Source organism: Providencia rustigianii DSM 4541 (genome assembly GCF_000156395.1).
Lineage (GTDB): Bacteria > Pseudomonadota > Gammaproteobacteria > Enterobacterales > Enterobacteriaceae > Providencia > Providencia rustigianii.
Map to the genome: position 1 here is coordinate 416361 of NZ_GG703819.1, position 18842 is coordinate 435202.

Here is an 18842-nt window from a genome sequence, read left to right on the forward strand (position 1 = left end):
CTTATGCTACCTACAATACACAAAACTAGCGTAACTTTATTGATTTAACACAAATATAACTTAGGCTAGCTGCCCCTTTCAAGCCAACTAGCCTACTCAATTAAAAGCCCGGTTCAACTTCTCGCATATCAGGTAGCTTATGTGCGATACCTTTATGACAATCAATACAGGTTTTACCGTCTTTGAGTGCTTGGTCATGCATTTTGGCTGCCACACTTTTTTGCGCGGTGAAATCCATATACTCAAAGTTATGGCAATTACGACATTCTTGAGAATTATTATCCTTCATACGCCGCCACTCATTTTGAGCCATTTCAAGTCGATGAGCTTCGAATTTTTGCGGTGTATCAATGACCCCAAAAATCTTTCCATAAAGCTCTTTACTCGCTTTGATTTTTCTCACCATCTTCGGCACAAACTCATGAGGGACGTGGCAATCTGGGCAAGTCGCTCTCACACCGCTACGGTTAGTATAGTGGATAGTATCCATATACTCTTCATAGACATTTTCACGCATCTCATGGCAGCTAATACAGAATTCTTCCGTATTGGCCTTTTCCATTCCGGTATTAAATCCACCCCAGAAAATCACACCACCCACGAAACCAATCAATAGCAAGGTTCCTAGAGCTAGATGACTAGGACGTCGCCACCACTGCCAGACGCGGCGAATGATACCCGGCTTATCACTTTTATTCGTCATATCTGCCCCTTATTTCCCAAAGCCTTTGGATGGGGTGAATGTATTATCCACAATCGGCGCAGTATCAGATTGTGGTACGTGACACTGTAAACAGAAATAACGATTTGGCGACACTTCACCTAAGACTTTACCCGTCGCATCCATAAAGTGAGTTGGACTGATTCTTGGTGCGCCAGTAGTTCGGTAGTTTTCAACACCGTGGCACTGTAAACAGCGGTTGGTATTGGTAGTAATTTGATAGCCTTCCACGCTATGAGGGATCATTGGTGGTTGGTTAACATAATTCAGCGCCATTTTTTCCTGTTCTTTAGGAATATGAATGCCGCCCTCTGGAGTGCCAGACACTTCGGGTGATTGGGTCAGATCGACACCATTAGCCGCCCAAGCAAAACTGCTCACAACAACGGCCATACCCGCTATCCAACGGCTTAACGTTTTTTTCAGGACAGGGTTTTTCATGATTTAGCTCCCGAACTCCATTTTAGTGTTATTTTAAAAACGTCCTCAGCACAGACATCGACGCAACGACCGCAAGTGGTGCAATCTTTTGCGAGGATCTGTGCAGGGGCTTGTTTATCAAGAACCGGCGTCCGCAAAACTTGCGGTTCCGGACAAACGTGGAAACAGTCCATACAGCGGTTACACTGCTCTTTTTTATGTGCTGTCACTACCAGTGCGCCTTTACATCCCGCCACACCATACAGTGCGCCGAGCGGGCAAAGATGACCGCACCAACCATGTTCCACAACCAGTAAATCAAATAAAAAAAGTGCAATTAAAACTAAAGCGCCGCTACCAAAACCAAAAATTAGGCTACGCCCCATCAGTGAAACTGGGTTAATCCACTCCCACAATAATGTACCGCTAATCGCTGAACCGACTAAAATAATGACCAGCAAAACGTAACGGATATAACGCGGGATCGTCGCAGATTGATTAAATTCGAATTTTCGACGCAACCAAGCTGCCGCATCCGTGATCGGATTCACTGGGCATACCCAACTACAGAAAATACGCTTTCCTAACAGGGCATATACCCCGAAGACAATCCCAGCACCGATTAACGCAGAGATTCCCGGTAAGTAACCACTTGCTAAGCTTTCTAACGTAATCAGTGGATCAGTTAATGGCACAGTATCAAGCAATAAGCTGCTGCTGTAGTTTCCATGTAAGATCCACACACCAAACCATGGACCACTTAGAAACATAGCGAGCACAAGCAACTGACTGGTGCGCCTTAATACCAACCATTTATGGCTTCTCCACCACCCTTTTTTTGCCAGAGCCTCACGTCCGGCATCGTGTTTACGATTTGCCATTGTTTCCCTCCAGCCAACCAAAGCGGTAATGATGCCCTAACTCACCTTTCGCTAACGATCTTGGCAAGACTTTGATTGCCGATTCTTCTAACACACAGGCCTGTTCGCATTTACCGCAGCCTGTGCAGTATTCGCTGTTCACCGTGGGTAAGAAACGCGCGTGTTTACCGGTTCGATGGTTTTGCTCAAGTTCCAATGTGATCGCTTCATCAATCAATGGGCAAACGCGGTAACATACATCACATCTTAGCCCTTGAAAATTTAAGCAATTTTCATGATCGAGTAACACTGCCAATCCCATTCGTGCATCATTGATAGAAGCAATTTCTTTATCCAGAGCACCACTTGGGCACACTTTGGCACAAGGAATGTCTTCACACATTTCGCAAGGGTTTTCACGGGCGATAAAATACGGAGTACCGGCTGCCATACCTGATGCTAAGGTCGCCAACTTCAGCATGTCATACGGACACGCCTGTACACATTGGCCACAGCGGACACAAGCATTAGCAAATGCACGCTCATCTAAGGCTCCCGGCGGGCGAAGATGCACTCCGCTCGCTCGGGAAGTTTGTTGCTGTAGCCCCAGTACCACACCAACAGCCGCCAATCCACCCGCTGCGCGAGCAACATCACGCAAAAAACGGCGGCGACTATTCTGGGAACCCGGTTTCTGGGACATACGCAATTACACCTTTTCCAGTTTAACGGCACATTTTTTGTAATCCGTTTCTTTAGATAGCGGATCCGTTGCATCTAGCGTGAGGTTATTCACTAGCTGAGAAGCATCGAAGAATGCCATATAAATCAAACCTTTCGGTGGTCTATTTCGTCCACGTGTTTCGACGGTGGACAGCACTTCACCACGACGAGAAAGCACTTTCACTTTGTCACCACGACGCAAATCTTTCGCTTTTGCATCCAGTGGATTCATGAAAACAACAGACTCAGGGAATGCACGGTGTAGTTCAGGCACACGGCGAGTCATACTACCGGTATGCCAATGCTCAAGAACACGCCCAGTGGATAACCATAAGTCATATTCGTCATCAGGTACTTCAGCCGCAGGCTCAAACGGTAATGCAAAAATAACCGCTTTTCCGTCTGGCTTACCGTAGAACTGATAACCTTGCCCCGCTTTCACATATGGGTCATTACCTTCGCTGTAACGCCACTGAGTCTCTTTACCATCCACCACTGGCCAGCGAATACCGCGAGCTTTATGATAAGCATCGAAATCAGCTAGATCGTGACCATGCCCACGACCAAAACTTGCGTACTCTTCAAACAAACCTTTTTGCAGATAGAAGCCCAGTTCGCGAGATTCATCATTCAGTTGGTCTGGAGCCAATTCAGTAATTGGGAATTTAGTTACAGATTCATTAGCAAACAGAATGTCGTACAAGGTTTTGCCTCGATATTCTGGTTTTTTCGCTAATAACTCTTCAGGCCAAACCTCTTCCGCTTTAAAACGGCGAGAGAATAACACCATCTGCATTAAGTCAGATTTTGCTTCACCCGGTGCCGGTACTTGTTGACGCCAGAATTGAGTGCGGCGTTCTGCGTTACCATAAGCCCCCTCTTTTTCTACCCACATTGCGGTTGGTAAAATCAAGTCGGCAGCTAATGCACTGACCGTTGGATAGGGATCAGAGACCACAATAAAGTTACGAGGGTCACGCCAGCCAGGCATCCGTTCTTCATTAATGTTCGGGCCTGCTTGCATATTGTTGTTACACATCACCCAATAGAAATTGAGTTTGCCATCTTTCAATGCACGGTCTTGGGCAACAGCATGTAAGCCGACTTTTTCAGGAATAGTTCCAGCAGGCAGTTTCCACACATTTTCGACTTTTTCACGGTGTTTTTCGTTAGTCACTACCATGTCTGCCGGTAAACGGTGTGAGAAAGTTCCCACTTCACGGGCAGTACCACACGCAGATGGCTGACCCGTCAATGAGAATGGACCACAACCCGGCTGAGAGATTTTTCCGGTCAAAAGATGCAAGTTATACGCTAGGTTATTTGCCCAAACCCCACGTGTATGCTGGTTAAAGCCCATGGTCCAGTAAGAAACTACTTTCACATTCGGGTCAGCATATAACTTCGCTAAATCTTCTAATTGATCTTTTGGTACGCCAGTCATTTCGGCGGTTTTGTCGAGAGTATATTCTGCGACAAACGCTTTATATTCATCCCACGTCATCGGTTCAGACGCATCAGAACCTGGGTTTTTAGCTTTCTGTTCTAAAGGATGTGTTGGGCGTAAGCCATAACCAATATCCGTTGCACCGCGACGTAAATTAACGTGCTTATCAAGGAATTCCTGATTCACTGCATTATTTTGAATAATGTAGTTTGCAATATAGTTAAGGATCACTAAGTCTGATTGTGGCGTAAAGACAATACCGTTATCTGCTAATTCAAAACTACGATGCTTATAAGTAGAAAGAACAGCAACCCGCACATCAGGGTTAGATAAACGGCGGTTAGTAATACGCGACCATAAGATTGGGTGCATTTCTGCCATGTTTGAACCCCACAGCACAAAAGCGTCTGCGTGTTCAATATCATCATAACAACCCATCGGTTCATCCATACCAAAAGTACGCATAAAACCAACCACTGCGGAAGCCATACAATGGCGAGCGTTCGGATCGAGGTTATTCGAGCGGAAGCCCCCTTTGAATAACTTAGAAGCCGCATAACCTTCCCATACAGTCCATTGACCTGAGCCAAACATCCCGATACCTTCAGGACCTTTCTCTTTTAGGGTGGTTTTTACTTTTTCTTCCATGATATCAAAGGCTTTATCCCAAGTAATTGGGGTAAATTCACCATTTTTATCATATTCGCCATCTTTCATACGCAGCAGCGGCTGAGTTAAACGGTCTTTTCCATACATAATTTTTGGCAGGAAATACCCTTTAATACAGTTGAGACCACGGTTTACTGGCGCTTCAGGGTCACCTTGGCTCGCTACGATGCGTCCATTTTGTGTTCCCACTAAAACGCCACAACCGGTTCCACAGAAACGGCAAGGTGCTTTATCCCATTTGATACTTTCTTGTTGACCAACCACTGCTTTCGCAATACTTGGTACACCAATGCCTGCCGCCGCAGCAGCGGCCGCTATCGCATTGGCTTTCATAAAGCTACGACGACTGAGTTTCATACTTTTTCCTCACATTGCTCATCCTGCTGGTGATAAACCAGTGAAACATCCAATACACCATCGATATTACGTGCTAAATCAATGGTATCTAATAACGTTTTGCTATCTTCCCCTTCCACGACCACAATTAATTTGCCATTTTCTGGAGAGGAAATAGCGACTTCGCAGTTAGGAAATTGATTTAATTCTTTAGTTACAGCGGGGATTCGTTCACTTTTTACTTGAACAATCAAGCTGCAAACTTGCCAATTATTGTGCATCTTCATGCTCCACGGTAATGGCTGATACGGGGCATCCTGCTACACAGGCGCCACAACCTGTACAGCCCTGCATTTCGATTTTTGGCTGATAAATACCTGACAGCGACGGCGGGAAAGAGATCACTTGCGGCTCGCAACTGTCTTCACAACGCCGACACTCTATGTATTTATAGGCAAGACAATTTTGCCCGATAGAAACCGTAATGTTCCAAGGCTGGGTATTTTGAGGAAGGAAAATAGGCTCAGGACAAGCGTCTGCACAGGCATAACAGAATGTGCATTCACCACGCTGAAAATCAACCATGGGATAGCCACCAGGGCCCGGTTGTAAAATAGACGTTTCACAACTTTTGATACACTGGTTACAACGAGTACACAGTTCAATAAAACGTGCCTCACTACCACTCCATGGCGGTCGAATTACTGGGGCTGCACTACGCCAAGCGCCAGTCAATACTCCTCGACGGGTGATATCAACCATGTTTATTTCCTTTACATTGCCCAACCAAAAACTGCTAAAAGAGACTAATAAACCGTAATTTTTATATGTATATTCAGCGTGAATATTAAATAGCTAATTATCAAAAATACATACTACCAAGTAGGTAATGAATTTGATGGCGTTATTATTAGGAAAAAAGGGATGTCCCCCACTTTATTGATGAATAAATTCTAAAAATATTCTTAAACAACAAATTAAGGTCGTTTGATAATCATTCATTAACATTTAGCAAATATGTTTTTTGCATTTAACCTTGAATTTTAAGATTACTATTTTTAATTCATCTGATTTAATACTACTAAAGTAGTATATGAAGAGCATTTTTGTGAAAATTTATATTTACTTTTTTTGATATTACGCATGTTTTGAGTCAAAAATTAACCAATGAAAATTACACCACTAAGTAATTAAGATTAAATACAATGTAATATCAATCCATTACGACATAAAAAACCGTTAAAGAAAATAATAACCATTCTTATCTAGTTATTTAATATAAAAATTAACAATCAAAAATAGATAATTTTTTAAATAACTAATCTTACTTATTTTTAATTAATTTTTGACACGAAAAAATAAACTCAAATTAACTATTGATCAAAAACAATATTTTTAGTGTGGTTTTTTGTTAATTATATAAGTTGGCTATTGTCTGATAGCAATAGTGCGATTGTTATCAAATATAAAAATAAATACAGCTAATGGGATGGCTGGCTTACTTCACTCGAGGCCCTTATGGCAAAGATAAGAAATAATGCACTGTACTTACTTAGTTTGCTTGCAGGAATATTTCTATTTACTTCTGTTCAGGCACAAACTCCGACTAAGGATACTACATCAACAATTAACGCTCGAAATGAAACCTTCGAGGCTTCTCATCCAGATCAATATCATTCATGGAGAGCGACTTCTGAACAATCGCAACGGGAAGATGCACTTGCTGAAGATCCTCGCCTAGTCGTGTTATGGGCAGGGTATCCATTCTCCCGCGACTACAGTAAACCTCGAGGTCACGCTTACGCGATTATTGACGTACGAGAAACATTACGAACAGGCGCACCAAAGACTGCTGAAGATGGGCCTCTTCCTATGGCATGTTGGAGCTGTAAAAGCCCTGATGTCGCAAGACTCATTCAGGAACATGGCGAAGATGGCTACTTTAAAGGTAAATGGGCAAAAGGTGGTCCAGAAGTTGTTAACGTATTAGGTTGTGCTGACTGCCATAAAACAGACTCTCCGGAGTTTGCGAAAGGCAAACCCGAATTAACCCTGTCACGTCCTTACGCTGAACGCGCTATGGAAACCATCGGAAAACCTTTCGATAAAGCCAGTCGATTTGACCAACAATCGATGGTTTGCGGTCAATGCCACGTTGAATACTATTTTTCTGGTGAAAATAAATCCGTAAAATTCCCTTGGGATAACGGTACGAAAGTCGAAGATATGGAAGTGTACTACGACAATATCGCCTTTTCTGATTGGACTAACACCCTATCAAAAGCACCAATGATAAAAGCCCAGCATCCAGAATATGAAACATGGAGTGCAGGGATCCACGGTAAAAATAATGTCACTTGTATTGACTGCCACATGCCTAAGTTACAAAACGAAAAAGGCGAGCTATACACCAGCCATAAAATTGGTAATCCATTCGATAACTTTGAGCAAACTTGCAGTAGCTGCCATACCCAAAGTAAAGAACAACTACAAGGGGTCGTTGCTGAACGTAAAAAAGCTATCCAAGAGATGAAGCTTAAAGTGGAAGATCAGTTAGTGCGCGCTCACTTTGAAGCCAAAGCCGCTTGGGATGCTGGCGCTACGGATGCTGAGATGAAAGATATTTTAACCGATATCCGCCACGCTCAATGGCGTTGGGATCTCGCTATCGCTTCGCACGGTATCCATATGCATGCTCCTGATGAAGGCTTACGAATGTTAGGTGGTGCGATGGATAAAGCCGCTGATGCCCGTACCAAACTAGCGCGCTTACTGGGTTCTAAAGGAATTACCCATGAAATTGCAATTCCAGATATCTCCACGAAAGAAAAAGCTCAACAAGCTATCGGCCTAGATATGCAAAAAATCAATGCCGAAAAACAAGAGTTTTTGAAAACCGTGGTTCCACAGTGGGATGCACAGGCACGTAAAAACGACCTGTTAGCCAAATAACCGACATCACCCCAGTTATTCTGGGGTGAGATAACCAATGGAGTGAATATGAGCGTACTACGTTCGTTATTAACTGCTGGGGTGCTGGCATCAGGCTTGTTATGGGCAATGGCTACATCTGCGACACCGAAAATGGCGGAAGATGCTGCCAAAGATGGACGTTGGTTGGTGACGCAGCAGCGTAGCCCTGATGCAGCTTGCCTTGATTGCCATAAACCCGATAAAGAAGGCATGCACGGTACGCATGCTGAGGTCATTAACCCGAATAACAATTTACCCGTGACCTGCACTAACTGTCATGGTAAACCGGGGCCTGATCACCGCGAAGGTGTCAAGGATGTGATGCGGTTTAATAATCCAATGTACACGGTAGAGCAACAAAATAGCGTCTGCTTATCCTGTCACTTACCGGAACAACTGCAAAAAGCATTCTGGCCACACGACGTCCACGTCACGAAAGTGGCTTGTGCCAGCTGTCATGACCTTCATCCGCAGCAAGACACAATGAAAGTGTTGACGGATAAAGGTCGGGTAAAAATTTGTGTTGATTGCCACTCTGACCAACGGGATAACCCGAATTTTAATCCTGCTGCGGTCAATGTGCTTAAGGAGCAGCCATGAGTTGTTCTCGTCGTCAATTCATTATTTATTCCGGAGCACTGGCGGCGGTAGGCGGTATTGCGGGGCAATCCCTCGCCAATACCATGAAGATTGATGGGGTACGCTACGGCATGATCCACGATGAAAATCTGTGTATTGGCTGTACCGCATGTATGGATGCATGTCGTGAAGTTAATCAAGTGCCTGAAGGGGTGTCGAGGCTCACCATTATTCGTAGTGAGCCGATTGGTCAATTTCCTGATATCAAATATCGTTTCTTCCGCCATTCTTGCCAGCATTGTGAACATGCCCCGTGTGTCGATGTGTGCCCTACTGGCGCGTCATTCATCGATAAAGCAACGGGGATCGTCGATGTTAACCCTGACTTGTGTGTAGGCTGCCAATACTGTATTGCGGCTTGCCCTTACCGTGTCAGATTTATCCATCCTATAAACAAAACTGCAGATAAGTGCGACTTTTGCCGTAAAACCAATCTTAAAAAAGGTAAGCAACCCGCTTGTGTTGAAGCTTGCCCAACTAAGGCATTGGTTTTTGGTAATTTAGACGACCCAAACAGTGCCGTCTCCTTGATGCTAAGCCAAAAACCGACTTATCGATTCAAAATCGCTCTTGGTACAAAACCTAAAATGTACCGAGTTCCCTTTAAATATGGAGAGGTTAGCCAATGACAACTGCTTCAGCTTTCCATTTTGAATCCTTAGTTTGGGACTGGCCAATTGCGGTATATCTATTTTTGATCGGTATCTCCGCAGGCTTAGTCGTACTCGCAGTTCTAATGCGCCGTTATTATCCTAACGCCGCTGGCAGTGACAGCACTATTATGCGAGTCACTTTAGTTTTAGCACCAAGCACCATTATTCTCGGTCTATTGATCCTGATCCTCCATTTGACCCGTCCATGGACATTCTGGAAGTTAATGTTCCACTATAGTCCAACCTCCGTGATGTCGATGGGGGTTATGCTATTTCAGGTATATATGGCTGTTTTAGTGGTCTGGCTGGCTAAAATTTATGAAAAAGAGGTGATAGCGCTACAACAAAAATGGTTACCTAAACTCACCCTGATCCCTCGTCTACTCGCCATGTTAAATCGAGCAATTCGTACGCTAGATATCGCAATGCTGGTACTTGGGGTATTACTTGGCGCCTACACTGGATTTTTATTATCCGCGTTAAAGTCCTATCCTTTCTTAAACAACCCAATACTGCCCGCTTTATTCTTATTCTCTGGAATTTCATCGGGGTTAGCGGTCTGTTTAATGACTATCGCCCTACGCTATCGTAAAAATATTCATAACCAAGAAACCACTTTTTTACATAAAGTTGAAGGTTTCGTCGTCTGGTTAGAACTGTTTTTACTGGCCGCATTTTTTATTGGCCTAGCGCTAGGGGATGATGGAAAACTACGTTCATTAGTTGCAGCTCTTGGTGGCGGCTTCTGGACTTGGTGGTTCTGGATTGGCGTTATAGGTGTTGGCTTCGTGATCCCACTGGCATTGAAAAAATGGCAACAAAACAGTAGCCAAGCTTTTCGAGTGTTAATCGTCAGTGGTGCTAGCTTAATCGGGGTGTTTTTCCTGCGCTTCTTTGTGTTATATGCAGGTCAATTAACCGTTGCCTAACCCGTTAATAAGTAAAGGTGATATTTGGAAATTTTTCTTCCAGAAATAGGTTTTATCAGCCTACTACTGGCACTGTGTATCACCAGTTTCCACGCCTTCTGTGGGATTGTGGGAGCATTCAAACACGCTCAGAGTCAAATGTCTCGGGGCGTGCTTTGCACGTCTCTACAATTTATTTTTCTTCTCATTGCCTTTATTTGCCTAACACTTAGTTTTATTAACAGTGATTTCTCGGTAGTTTATGTAGCACAACATAGCCATCGCTTATCTCCTTTAGTGATTAAAATTGCCGCTGTTTGGGGTGGTCATGAAGGCTCTTTACTTCTGTGGGTACTCTTTTTTTCCGGTTGGAGTACGTTATTCGCTTGGCGTTATCGCCAGCAAAATAGTTCATTTTTCCCACTAACACTCGCCATATTAGCCGCCATGAGCGTGGCATTATTGCTGTTTATCGTCTTTTATTCCGACCCCTTTGAACGGATCTTTCCACCTGCGATTGAGGGACGAGATCTCAATCCGATGTTGCAACATTGGGGATTAATCCTGCATCCCCCTTTACTGTATCTCGGCTACAGTGGCTTAATGTTAGTCGCGGCATTAGTATTAGCTTGGTTACTCGCTTACCCTTCAATTTTATCCGATGATGCTAGCCCCGCGATTGGACGCCTATGTTGGCGCTTTGCAGTTCCAAGTTGGTGCATACTCACTTGCGGTATTATCCTGGGTTCTTGGTGGGCATACAGTGAATTAGGCTGGGGAGGATGGTGGTTTTGGGATCCCGTCGAAAATGCATCGTTGCTCCCATGGCTCTCGGCGACCGCACTATTACATAGCTTAGCCATCACCCGCAGAGTCGGATTATACCGCCACTGGTCAATGTTATTAGCGCTATTGACCCTCATTCTAGCCTTGCTCGGTACGTTGATTGTTCGCTCAGGGATCTTGGTTTCGGTTCACGCGTTTGCTTTAGATAATGTCAGAGCGGTTCCACTGTTTTTATTATTCAGTGTATTAAGCCTTGGCACACTCTTTATTTATGGCTGGAAAGCCAAATTTCCCCCCTCTCATTTAGAAAGAAAAGCACCCCGAGAAATTTATTTATTACTCGCCTTAATTCTATTTTCTATTGTTCTATTGATTGTGCTGATTGGTACACTCTACCCAATGATTTATGGGCTATTCGGGTTAGGAAAAATATCGGTAGGCGCGCCCTATTTCAATCAAGCCTTATTGCCGTTTGGTTTGATTATGTTGCTGGTTATTCTCGCAAGCACTATTCATTATCGAACGATTAATACCAACAGCAAGGCATCACTCTATCGCCAATTTGGCACCATCCTAAAGGCTAAACTTCCTGCTTTAGTGGCTCACTCAGGGGTTTTGCTCTTCGCTGTAGGTATTTTACTTTCAACCACAAATCGACATGAAGTTAGCCTGAATATTTCCGTTGGACAATCTATCTCGTTAGCGGGTTATCAATTTAAATTTGAGCAGCTGCAACTTGCCGCAGAATCGAATTACACCACAGAAAAAGCGCTAATTCAGGTTAAACAAAATCATCAATCTCTGTTTAATATCATTACAGAGCGCCGTTTATATTCAGCCCGACAACAACTCATGATTGAGCCAGGGATCCATTGGGGTTGGCTGCGTAACTGGTATGTGGTTTTAGGGGAAAAAACAGGTTCTGATCGTTACGCTATGCGTTTTTATGTTCAAGATGGGATCCAATGGATTTGGCTAGGTGGCTTCGTTATGTGTTTTGGGGCATTGATTAGCTGGGGTAGAGGACGCAAAAATGGTTAAGTTCATTGTTAGCCTTTTATTGTTAATCTGTACTTTTAGTGTCCATGCTCAAATTGTCGATACATGGCAATTTAGCTCTTCTGAAGAACAAGAAATCTCATTACAGATTGCTTCTCAGCTACGTTGCCCACAATGCCAAAACCAAAATTTATTGGAATCAAACGCCCCTACCGCTGTCAGTATGCGCCATCAAGTTTTTAAAATGGTTGCTGAGGGGAAAACAGAATCACAGATTATCGCTTATATGACCGAACGCTATGGGAATTTTGTATTATACAATCCCCCCTTTTCTCTCGGTACATCATTATTATGGCTACTACCGTTACTCTCTATTATTACTATAATATTTATTTTATGGCGATTCGGATTATTTAAGAAAAAAAATAATCAGTCCGAAACTTCATTAATATTGATTGATAATCCTGATTATAGTGAAAGTCAGTTATTACCTTTAGATATTAAAAATACTGAACTAAGTAAATCTGTATGGTTTAAATATCATTATATTTTTATGAGCTTTATTTTAGTCGTTGTCATGGTAGGCTATTTTGCATTACCTCGTTTTCAATTAGTACTTGAGTCCTACCAAGTGATGACCGATCCCATGCAATCTTTTACGCCTCTTCAACAAGAGACCCGTGACTTACAACGCTTGCAAGACGATATTCGCCAGACGCCTGACAATAGCGAGCTATGGGCTACGCTAGGTGAATATTATTTATATCAAAATAGCTATCAAAATTCCTTAATAGCCTACCGTTATGCCTTACAATATTCAGGCGAAAATGCACAGTTATATTCAGCTATTGCTGCCGTATTATATTATCAAGCTGGACAGCAGCTTACGGATGATGTGCAAAAAATGATAGACAAAGCACTGAGTCTAGATGAAAATGAAGTCACCGCTCTCATGTTATTAGCGTCAGATGCATTTATGAATGCAAACTACGCTACCGCGATTAATATCTGGCAAACATTACTCGACAACAATAGTAGCCGAATTAATCGAGCACAAATTATTGAAGCAATTCAAATGGCAAAATTAATGGAAAATAATGCCAAATAATAAAATTTCTTTCTCTTTTATTTTCTTCTCAATAACTCACATTGATAAAAAATAATAATAAATTTAATTGTTAAATATTCTAATTTAGAACAATCAATATTATGAAAAATAAGATGTTTTCACTCTTAGTCTATACGCTTATTGCGGGTAGCGCTTTTTTAGCGGGGGTGATGGTTAACTACACACCGGACTTAGATATTGTCAAAAAATCACAGGCTGCTGTTGAGGATCTTTTAGATTATCCCAAAACTGTGGAATTTAAAGACGTTAAATACCATGAAATAAGAGAAACTCTCGATCATGGTATCTTGGGGTATGTCTGCGGTCAGGTTCTCGTTTTTGACGCTAGAAACACCTATAATTACCACCGCTTTATCGTAAAAACCTATCAACACCAAGATGGCCGAAATATTGTCTCTATTCCATTATTAGAGAGAGAGGGAATAGAATTTCCTCTTGATGAATTTAATTCTATCTGGAATAAAAATTGTCAGAAATAAAAATTAATACTTAACAGAATATGATTAGTTCCCCCAGTAAGTGATTACTGGGTTGATTAGCTAATCTTGCCATTATTCATGCCCTCATTCTTTCTAGTTTGCTTAATCTCAAAAATAAACATGCGGTTCAGATAGCAATTCAGCTGTGCTTGATATACAGTTTTCCACTTTTTTCTTGGCACCCTAAATTTTGGAGGCGAAATGTTTATTGGTTTTGACTACGGCACATCTAACTGTTCTGTCGCAATGATGAAAGAGGGAAATCCTCAACTATTACCGTTAGAAGGAAATCACTTTTACATCCCATCAACCCTTTGTGCGCCGACAAGAGAGTCTGTCTCTGAACATTTATTTCGTCATCTGAATATCTCTCCAAGTGACCAAATTGGTCAGCAAATTTTACGCCGCTCTATCGCCTTTAACCAAGAGGAAGGCATTGAGTTAGTTCCTGAAGATATCGTCTTTGGCCAGGCAGCATTGGAACTTTACCTACGCGACCCTCGGGATGTTTATTACGTTAAATCCCCAAAATCATTCCTTGGTGCCTCTGGTCTTCATGAAACACAAGTCAGTTTCTTTGAAGACCTCGTTTGTGCCATGATGGCGAATATTAAGCGCACCGCAGAAGCGACAACCCAGCAAGAGATCCTCGATACGGTTATCGGTCGCCCAATTAACTTTCATGGTCGCGGTGGAGAGCTAGCTAACCAGCAGGCAGAAGCCATTCTAATGAAGGCAGCTAAGCGGGCTGGATTTAAAAATATCGAATTTCAATTTGAACCCGTAGCAGCCGGATTGGAATATGAAGCAACATTATCACAAGACCAAGTCATTCTGGTGGTCGATATTGGTGGCGGTACTACCGACTGCTCATTGATTCAGATGGGACCAAGCTATCGTGGTAGCCACGACCGCACTCAATCATTATTAGCCCACAGTGGTCAACGTGTGGGTGGTAATGACCTCGATATCTTTATTGCACTAAAACAACTCATGCAGCTGTTTGGTATGGAAAGCCAATACCAATCTGGAATTAAAATGCCGCTGCTACAATTTTGGAATCCTATTGCAATTAATAATGTCGAAGCCCAAAAAGAGTTTTATTCTCGACCAAACCTGACAGCTTTAACCCGTTTACAGCAAGATGCCGCAGAGCCAGCACTTATCGCTCGATTACTTGAGGTTTACCACCAAACCTTGGGATATCGCATTGTACGTAAAGCAGAAGAAGCTAAAATTGCCTTATCCGATGATCTCAACTATTTAGCCCAAATCCCTTTAGCCAAAGAGCTGCTGGAGACGAATATCAGTCGAGAAAAAATGGTGGAGTCCATTGAATCACCAAAAAGCAAAATGATTGAATTAGTCAAAGAAGCGGTAATTCAGGGGGGTGTACAGCCAGATGCGATTTTTGTCACTGGGGGAAGCGCGCGATCACCAATCCTACATCAGGCAATCCAACAGCAGTTGCCAAATATTCCGATTGTTCGTGGGGATGATTTCGGTTCTGTGACCGCCGGTTTAGCACGCTGGGCACAAACTTGTTTTAACTAATTGAACAATAACTATGCCGCGTTGAGCGGCATGGTTATTTTACGATTCAGATATCAATCGTCCGTCTTTCAGATAACTGATTTTACTTGCCATCAATTGCGCTTCATCTTCACTGTGGGTCACTAACAACGCAGTTTGTCCCGCTTCACGTAAAATATCTCTGACTTCTTGCCCTAAACGTTTTCGGCTATCTGGGTCTAAACTCGATAATGGTTCATCAAGAAGCAAGACTGCAGGTTGAGGCGCTAAGGCACGTGCTAAAGCAATACGTTGCTGCTGTCCACCAGACATTTCATGAGGATAACGACCCGCCAGCTCTTTCAACTCCACTAAATCTAGTAATTCATGTACCCGAGCATGTTGATATTCTTTCGGCTGTTTTCTCAAACCAAAAGCAATATTCTGCGCCGCGGTTAAATGAGGAAATAGCGCATAATCCTGAAACACCATGCCCACATTACGTTGTTCTGGGGGAAGATGAATTCCATCCCCTGCCACACAGCGTCCGCCCACATAAATCGTGCCCTGCTCTACATGTTCAAAGCCAGCAATAGCACGTAATGCCGTCGTTTTACCACATCCAGAAGAACCAAGTAAACAGCCAATTTCCCCTGCCCCTATGTGCAAAGAAAAGCCATTCAAGACATGATTACGTTGATGTTTACTCCCATAAGAGACATGCACATTATCAAGAACTAACATTGTGTCTGACACCTTGAGACTTCCTTATAGTTATTGTTGTTTTGACTTGGATGAAGATAATTGACTACGCGCCAGTAATATCACGGGAAGCGTTCCTGCCAATACAATCAATAATGCAGCAATAGCTCCTTCTTCGTAGGTGCCTCGTGCTGCTTCGGCATACAATGAGGTTGCCAATGTTTCAAAGTTAACAGGACGGAGTAGCAATGTGGTTGGCAGCTCTTTCATCGCATCAGCAAACACCAATAAAGCACTGGTCACTAATGCTGGGCGCAGCAAGGGCAAATGTACGCGGAAAAAGGTTCTGGATTCACTTTCTCCGAGTAATCTTGACGCTTGTTCCATGCTCGGTGGAATTCGGGTTAATCCCGCATCAATCGCCCCTATCGAAATCGCCATAAAGCGGATAGAACAGCAGATAACTAACAAAATTCCCGACGAAAGCAACGGTAAGCCCCGATAATTGAATAATTCAGCCAACACATTATCCAATGCCATCCCCGGCGTTAATAATCCAATAGCCAGCACCGTTCCCGGAACGGCATACCCCAGTGAAGCCACTTTCATTAATGTACGTCGAGTTTCTGGAGAGCCTCCAGAAATTGCACTTGATCTCGCATACCATGCCACAATCAAACTCACCAACGTCACCACGACGGTCACGCCCATCGCTAATAATAATGAATTTTGTAATGATTGTAGGAGGCTGGTAGAGATTTCCATGCTATCGCTGAGTCGCTTGATACTTTCCCAGCCTAAAAATAGCGCCGGCGCAACAAAGCCTAATAATACGGGCAGTAAAGTACATAAGGTCGCCAACCACGCGTGAACGCCCGTTAACCGAGTCGGTAAAATTCCTCGCATTTGCCGACCGGTACTATAACGTTGATTCTTGCGTCCATAATATTCCAAGGCCAGCAGCAAAATAATCACTGTTAACATCGAACACGCAATTTGCGCTGCTGCCGCTAGGTCTGAACGAGTTACCCAAGTGGTATACACCGTGACTGTCAGGGTGTTGATACCTAGGAATTCTGAAGCACCGATATCATTGAGGGTTTCGAGTAGCGCTAAGCTCGTTCCAACCACCAGCGCAGGACGAGCCATGGGTAGAGCAACACGGAAAAATGTTCCTGTCGAGCTCAATCCGAGAGTACGAGCGGCCTCCAATAAATGCGCTGGCTGGCTCATAAACATGGCTCGCATGGTGAGGTAAACGTAGGGATATAGCACCAGCCCCAATAATAAAATAGCCCCCGTCATGGAGCGCAAGTCAGGAAGCCTAAACTCTCGAGGGCCGCTATAGCCTAATAAATTGCGAATAACTTCTTGAATCGGGCCGATGGGATGCAGTAAATCAAGCCACGCAAATGCCACAATATAGGTAGGCATGGCAAGGGGAAGCAATAATGCCCAACTGAATAGCCGTTTTCCCGGGAAATCAAATGCCGTGACTAACCAAGCGCAGCCTGCCCCGATAACCATGACCAACACGCCAACACCAAGTAATAACATCAGGGTATTGAATGTCGCGTCCGGTAATACGTACTTCAGCAAGTGTTCCCAATGACTGACACCCGAACTTGCGGCAAGCCATAATAGAAATAATAAAGGGGTCATCACGCCAAGCGTAATGACCACAACACAAATACTTAACGGCGAAAAACCAAAACGTGGCAACCCGAAGGCGCCACGCTGATTGGATAAGCCTGTTTTATTGATCGAATCCAACTTTATCTACCAACTGGCTAGCTTGTTTACGGTATTTAACGATCTCAGTCAGTGGGATGTTATCAACTTTGATTTCACCAATCGCACTATTAATCGTGGCATCCAAAGGAACCCCTTTACGGATTGGATATTCATAGTTTGCTTGTGCATACAGCTGTTGAGCCGGAACTGAAACCAGATATTCCATCAATTTCACAGCTTGCTCTTTATGTGGTGCATTACGAGCAACCGCTGCGCCAGTGATATTGACGTGAGTGCCACCATTGGTGAAGGTTGGCTGAACCACTTTAATTGCATCACCCCATTGACGGGCATCAGTGCCCTCTTTGGCATTTTTCATGTGACCAACATAATAGGAGTTCGCTAAACCCACATCACAGATACCACCCAGAATGTCGCGAGCAACATCACGGTCACCACCAGCTGCTTTACGAGCTAAATTATTTTTCACGTCGCGTAACCAAGCTTCAGTTTTCGCTTCACCATCATGGGCGATCATCGCTGCAACTAACGCTGTGTTGTATGGATGTTGACCTGCACGAATACAGATTTTACCTTTCCATTGTGGGTCGGCTAAGTTTTCATAAGTAATGCTGCTTAATGGCATGGATTTTTCTGCATACAAGACGCGGGCACGCATCGATAAGCCAAACCATTGGTTATCTTTATCACGTAAGGAAGCAGGGATCACTTCAGTTAATACTTCAGATTGAACCGGTTGCGTCACACCCGCATCAACTAAATCAATTAAGTTCCCAGCATCAACTGTCATTAATAAGTCCGCTGGAGAATTTTTACCTTCCGCTTTAACACGCTCTAACATGCCATCTTTAATGTAGACAGTATTCACGTCAATGGCGGTTTCTTTCGTAAAAGCATCCAGAAGCGGCTGGATTAATCCAGGTTCGCGAGTGGTGTACAAAGTCAGGGAATCTTTTGCCATCGCTGGCAATGCGCAGGTAACAATAAGCGATGAGGCCAATGTAATTAAACGAGTCTTATTACGTAAAAAATACATTTTTTTCAACATATTGCGATCTTCTCCAAGGTGAAGTGATGCTTAAATTTATTTATTGAGTATTTTTGGTAAGTCGAAAAAAGTATATATGATAA

At 43.4% G+C, this 18842-nt stretch carries 18 protein-coding genes; 8 read left to right on the forward strand and 10 right to left on the reverse strand.

The window, feature by feature from the left end; all coding sequences use genetic code 11:
- Positions 1-100: 100 nt before the first annotated feature.
- Genes napC through napF form a run of 7 tightly spaced genes read right to left on the reverse strand, consistent with a single transcriptional unit; the run spans position 101 to position 5938 of the window.
- The gene (gene napC, locus PROVRUST_RS11840; RefSeq protein WP_006815066.1) at positions 101-703 is read right to left on the reverse strand and encodes a cytochrome c-type protein NapC; all 603 of its coding nucleotides are present in this window, start codon (positions 701-703) and stop codon (positions 101-103) included.
- Positions 704-712: 9 nt separating this feature from the next.
- Complete coding sequence (gene napB, locus PROVRUST_RS11845; protein WP_006815067.1) at positions 713-1162, reverse strand: nitrate reductase cytochrome c-type subunit; 450 nt, start codon at positions 1160-1162, stop codon at positions 713-715.
- Positions 1159-2022 carry a quinol dehydrogenase ferredoxin subunit NapH gene (gene napH / locus PROVRUST_RS11850; RefSeq protein WP_006815068.1) on the reverse strand — a complete coding sequence of 288 codons (864 nt, stop codon included), beginning with the start codon at positions 2020-2022 and terminating at the stop codon, positions 1159-1161. Before napH ends, napB begins: the two co-directional genes overlap by 4 nt.
- Entirely contained in the window at positions 2009-2704 is a 696-nt protein-coding gene (gene napG, locus PROVRUST_RS11855; protein WP_006815069.1) for a ferredoxin-type protein NapG, read from the reverse strand. Before napG ends, napH begins: the two co-directional genes overlap by 14 nt.
- A gap of 6 nt (positions 2705-2710) precedes the next feature.
- A complete protein-coding gene (gene napA, locus PROVRUST_RS11860) occupies positions 2711-5197 on the reverse strand; it encodes a nitrate reductase catalytic subunit NapA (protein ID WP_006815070.1) in 2487 nt (828 codons plus the stop codon).
- Positions 5194-5457: a chaperone NapD gene (gene napD, locus PROVRUST_RS11865; RefSeq protein WP_039855161.1), complete on the reverse strand. Its 264-nt coding sequence runs from the start codon at positions 5455-5457 to the stop codon at positions 5194-5196. Before napD ends, napA begins: the two co-directional genes overlap by 4 nt.
- Positions 5447-5938, reverse strand: coding sequence for a ferredoxin-type protein NapF (gene napF, locus PROVRUST_RS11870; RefSeq protein ID WP_006815072.1), 492 nt, complete (start codon positions 5936-5938; stop codon positions 5447-5449). Before napF ends, napD begins: the two co-directional genes overlap by 11 nt.
- 756 nt (positions 5939-6694) lie before the next feature.
- On the opposite strand from napF, the gene nrfA reads away from it, so the two are divergent.
- The 8 genes from nrfA to yegD all read left to right on the forward strand — a co-directional run bounded on the left by nrfA (position 6695) and on the right by yegD (position 15296).
- Positions 6695-8128, forward strand: a complete 1434-nt coding sequence (gene nrfA, locus PROVRUST_RS11875; protein WP_006815073.1) for an ammonia-forming nitrite reductase cytochrome c552 subunit — start codon at positions 6695-6697, stop codon at positions 8126-8128.
- A gap of 48 nt (positions 8129-8176) precedes the next feature.
- Positions 8177-8749, forward strand: coding sequence for a cytochrome c nitrite reductase pentaheme subunit (gene nrfB / locus PROVRUST_RS11880; protein ID WP_006815074.1), 573 nt, complete (start codon positions 8177-8179; stop codon positions 8747-8749).
- A complete protein-coding gene (gene nrfC, locus PROVRUST_RS11885; RefSeq protein ID WP_006815075.1) occupies positions 8746-9417 on the forward strand; it encodes a cytochrome c nitrite reductase Fe-S protein in 672 nt (223 codons plus the stop codon). Before nrfB ends, nrfC begins: the two co-directional genes overlap by 4 nt.
- Positions 9414-10370: a cytochrome c nitrite reductase subunit NrfD gene (gene nrfD, locus PROVRUST_RS11890; RefSeq protein ID WP_006815076.1), complete on the forward strand. Its 957-nt coding sequence runs from the start codon at positions 9414-9416 to the stop codon at positions 10368-10370. The genes nrfC and nrfD overlap by 4 nt, the downstream gene beginning before the upstream one ends.
- Before the next feature lie 24 nt (positions 10371-10394).
- Positions 10395-12176: a heme lyase CcmF/NrfE family subunit gene (locus PROVRUST_RS11895; RefSeq protein WP_006815077.1), complete on the forward strand. Its 1782-nt coding sequence runs from the start codon at positions 10395-10397 to the stop codon at positions 12174-12176.
- Positions 12169-13242: a heme lyase NrfEFG subunit NrfF gene (nrfF, locus tag PROVRUST_RS20355; protein ID WP_006815078.1), complete on the forward strand. Its 1074-nt coding sequence runs from the start codon at positions 12169-12171 to the stop codon at positions 13240-13242. The genes PROVRUST_RS11895 and nrfF overlap by 8 nt, the downstream gene beginning before the upstream one ends.
- Before the next feature lie 101 nt (positions 13243-13343).
- Positions 13344-13742: a hypothetical protein gene (locus tag PROVRUST_RS11905; protein WP_006815079.1), complete on the forward strand. Its 399-nt coding sequence runs from the start codon at positions 13344-13346 to the stop codon at positions 13740-13742.
- Between the two features lie 201 nt (positions 13743-13943).
- Complete coding sequence (gene yegD, locus PROVRUST_RS11910; RefSeq protein ID WP_006815081.1) at positions 13944-15296, forward strand: molecular chaperone; 1353 nt, start codon at positions 13944-13946, stop codon at positions 15294-15296.
- Between the two features lie 39 nt (positions 15297-15335).
- Here the strand turns inward: yegD and PROVRUST_RS11915 are convergent, their stop codons facing one another.
- Genes PROVRUST_RS11915 through PROVRUST_RS11925 form a run of 3 tightly spaced genes read right to left on the reverse strand, consistent with a single transcriptional unit; the run spans position 15336 to position 18747 of the window.
- Entirely contained in the window at positions 15336-16010 is a 675-nt protein-coding gene (locus PROVRUST_RS11915; RefSeq protein WP_039855165.1) for an ABC transporter ATP-binding protein, read from the reverse strand.
- Between the two features lie 18 nt (positions 16011-16028).
- The gene (locus PROVRUST_RS11920) at positions 16029-17729 is read right to left on the reverse strand and encodes an ABC transporter permease (RefSeq protein ID WP_006815083.1); all 1701 of its coding nucleotides are present in this window, start codon (positions 17727-17729) and stop codon (positions 16029-16031) included.
- Positions 17713-18747: a Fe(3+) ABC transporter substrate-binding protein gene (locus tag PROVRUST_RS11925; RefSeq protein WP_039855440.1), complete on the reverse strand. Its 1035-nt coding sequence runs from the start codon at positions 18745-18747 to the stop codon at positions 17713-17715. Before PROVRUST_RS11925 ends, PROVRUST_RS11920 begins: the two co-directional genes overlap by 17 nt.
- Positions 18748-18842 lie beyond the last annotated feature (95 nt).